This is a genomic window from Sphaerochaeta sp. S2, assembly GCF_016406725.1.
Lineage (GTDB): Bacteria > Spirochaetota > Spirochaetia > Sphaerochaetales > Sphaerochaetaceae > Sphaerochaeta.
This window is the reverse complement of sequence record NZ_JAEKNT010000310.1, coordinates 1-3,741: the sequence shown is the minus strand read 5'-3', so window position 1 is coordinate 3,741 and position 3,741 is coordinate 1. Positions and strand designations below refer to the sequence as shown.

Genomic DNA, 3,741 nt, shown 5'->3' with positions numbered 1-3,741 from the left:
GATATCGATCGATTCAAATTGATAAATGATACCTATGGTCACGACCTCGGGGACCGTGTTCTTAAGCGAATTGCTTTCCTGATGAGAACGGTGTTTCCACAGGGAACGATTATTGGCAGGCTTGGAGGAGATGAGTTTGTTGCATATGTCCCGCACTTCACAGAATCACTTTTGCGTGCCGGAGATGAGCTCTGTCATCTTATTGCCGAGGATAGGACGCTTGGGATTCTTTTTACCTGTTCCCTTGGTTATTGTATCAGCCCTGAGGATGGAACTACATTCAACGAACTGTATCAACATGCAGACCTTGCCTTGTACCACTCAAAGAATCATGGAAGAAACCAGTGTACACACTATGTCTCTGAAATGGGGATGCATAAGACCCTCTGTTGGACTAATCATGAGTGGATGTTGGACAATCTCCCTGATACGGTCTACCTGAGCGATATGCAGAGTTATGATCTGCTCTTCTTGAATAAAGCTGGCAGAGAGGCACATTCTCCTGATGCTAACTATATCGGCAAGAAATGCTATGAGGTAATTTTTCACAGAGATCAGGTATGTGAACATTGTCGGTTCCATTCACTCAGCTATGACAGCTACAGCTATTGGCAACAAACTGATGAGTCTGGTGCAGTATGGCTCTGCAAGGAGAAACTGATACTTTTCAACGAAAAGCCCGCAAAGCTGGCCATCCTGGTAGACCAATTGAAACAGTCCAAGCAAATTGCAGAGAAATCGGTTACACAACCGACGAAATTGCATCTTTCCCGGTCAAGCTACTTCAAGTTATTGCAACGAGGTGACTCTTCCTGGGACTATGATGTCAATCATGATGTACTGACACTCTTCATGTTTATTGGTGGACAACCCTATGTGGAACAGGTGCATGGTTTTCTTAAACGAAATGCTGTTGTTAAGGCAATGCTTGCAGAGGACCGGGTTACATTTCGTAAAGCACTGAGAGAACGGATAAGTAATCCGGAAGGAGGGCCTATACAGGTTCGCTTTACAGTGCCATCAGGTTCTTTCATTCCTGTATTATTCTCTTACTACTTCATGGACAATCGTATTGGGGGAAACGTTGTTCGTTTTTCGCCTTCCGGATATATTTCCCCAGAAAGTCCTCTCAAGGAGATTTTACAGAATTTCACCGTTGCTCTGCTTCATCTTGCATGGGAGCGTGAGACGGTCACCTTGCTCATGGCGAATAGGAAATTCCATGAGCTGTTCAATAGTGAGGAAGCAACACTGGAAAAAGACCCTCTTGGATGGCTCTTGCCCTCAGAAAGGAACAATGTGTTTTCACGAATGAGAAGTCTGCAGGAGAATCACCTAAGGGGAGATACGTTCATGGTGGTCGGCCATGACAACCGACACTTCTCGCTCACATGCCAACTTGGAACCTGTTACGGTTATGTCCAGATGGTTACCTTCACCATTCAGGATGTCAGTCGTGAACATAAATTGCAGCAACTGAACAAGCGTATGCTTCCCTATATAGAACAGAGCAGGGAAGGTATTGCTGTATTCTCCATGGAGTCTTACACCCTGGAGTTGCAGTATGCCAATGAGACTCTTGCAGTTCTGTTGGGGTATGCACGTGAGGATTTGATCACACAACTCAAGAATAATGCAATTCAATTATTCTATCCTGAGGACAGAACCCTGTTGCTCCGTCATATTGAGCGACAGAGCATGACAAGTACTTCATCAACTCCTTTCAATCTCCGACTTGTCAAGAAAGAGGGTGATATCATTTGGTGTAGGATTACATTCCGCCAGATGGGGATCCAAGGCAGAGGTGAGCCTTTCAGCTTGCTTATAGAAGACCTCTCTGAATCGATGCATGATGAAGAGATGCTGCAACAAGTACAGGAACAACTGTCATTTGCCTTGAACCATAACCTGGTAACAGGTTTATATACTCGTCAACGATTTTATGAGGTATGTCGTGATTTCCTTGATGCCCATATCAATACCTCCTTTGTGATGGTGTACTGGAACATTGAACGGTTCTCAGTCTTGAATGAGTTGCTTGGATTTGATCGTGGGAACCAGGTTCTGCAGTTTGTTGCTCGATCGTTGCGGGATTTCATCAAGGACCATGGAGTGTATGGACATGTTGGGGCAGACCATTTTGCTGCTTGCATACCCAAGGAAATGAGCAGCGCGAGCAAACTGAAACAAGCCATCGATATTGAACATATCGGACAGGAGATTGGACTACATCTTTCGATGGTATTCGGTATGTATGAGATTGAAGATCCCAATCAAGGTATTCCCTCCTTACTGGATAAAGCGCACAGTGCTTCAAAGATTTCACGATTTCGTAATAGGGAAGGGTATGCGTTCTATGAGCCCTCAATCCATAATGAAACGTTCAATGAACAGGATGTCCTCAATGAAATGCAAGGTGCATTGGACAGCGGGCAGTTCACCTTCTTCCTTCAGCCCATTTATGATCTCCAGGGAATGCACATACACTCTGCAGAGGCGCTATCTCGCTGGGTGCATCCAACCAGAGGCATAATTCCTCCAAATCAATTCATTCCCGTTTTCGAAAAATATGGTTTCATTACTGCGCTGGATATGTCAGTTCTTTCCAGTGTTTGTGCATTCATAGCTGAGCAAAAGATCAATATCCCCATTTCCATCAATCTCAGCAGGATCGATGTAAACAACAAGAATATCGTGAAGCTTATCCTGCAAACCACAGAATCATATGCTGTAGATCACTCGTACATTCAGTTTGAGATTACTGAGAGTGCCTACATAGACAATCCTGTGCAGATGTCAGAGTTGATCAGTGAGTTGAAAAGCCATGGTTTCACCATCTTGATGGATGACTTTGGCAGTGGTTACTCCTCACTGCATATGCTCTCCACACTGCCGATGGATATCATCAAGGTTGACCGTTCCTTTATCTATGAGATTGGAGAGAGCAATCGATCAAAGGCTGTGCTTTCCTCCATCATACAGATGGGAAAGGAACTGGGGATGGATATGGTGGTAGAGGGAGTGGAGAATGAGGGGCATCATGAATTCCTGAGTGAAGCCGGGGCTCTCTTTGGACAAGGATTCTATTATCAGCGGCCAATGGAGAGAGAAGCTTTCCTTAAGTTGCTCATACATGGTTGACAGTTTTCCTCTCTTTGTGATACGTTCTGTTTCATCGGCCGGATAGCTCAGCGGGAGAGCGGTTGCCTTACACGCAACTGGTCGGGGGTTCAAATCCCTCTCCGGTCATAGACGCACTCTTCAAAGGGTGCGTTTTTGCTTTGATAGGGGTGCTATTGCCGCTCAAAATGGTTGTGAGTATAGTAGTATCAGACAATGAGGGGATAGTATGGATCTGACGTTGTTGATCTGGTATTTTTTCTGTTATTCCATTCTAGGTTATATAGTCGAGGTTCTGTATTGTTCCATAAGACAGGGCTCTCTGGTAAACCGTGGATTTCTTCATGGACCCTATCTTCCTATCTATGGATTTGGAGCGGTGTTGGTCATTTTCGTCTTTGCAAGATTATCCAACAATCCACTTATCCTGTTTTTTATCGCTGTCATTGGAACCAGCATCCTGGAATATGCAACAGGGTATCTTTCTGAGACACTGTTTTCCATCAGATTATGGGATTACTCCTCTACACGCTTCAATCTCAAGGGAAGGGTCTGCCTCCTCAATTCAACACTCTTTGGATTGCTCTCACTGTTTGTCACCTATGGCGTTCATCCCCATCT

Annotated in this window: 1 protein-coding gene, 1 tRNA gene and 1 pseudogene; all 3 read left to right on the top strand. The window is 44.7% G+C overall.

What is annotated here, in order from left to right; genetic code table 11:
* On the top strand, positions 1-3,141 hold a 3,141-nt coding region (locus JF818_RS09150), incomplete at its 5' end, for an EAL domain-containing protein (protein ID WP_198891710.1).
* Positions 3,142-3,177: 36 nt separating this feature from the next.
* Positions 3,178-3,249: transfer RNA gene (locus JF818_RS09145), tRNA-Val, on the top strand.
* A gap of 100 nt (positions 3,250-3,349) precedes the next feature.
* Positions 3,350-3,741, top strand: a pseudogene (locus JF818_RS09140) (putative ABC transporter permease); the annotation flags it as partial.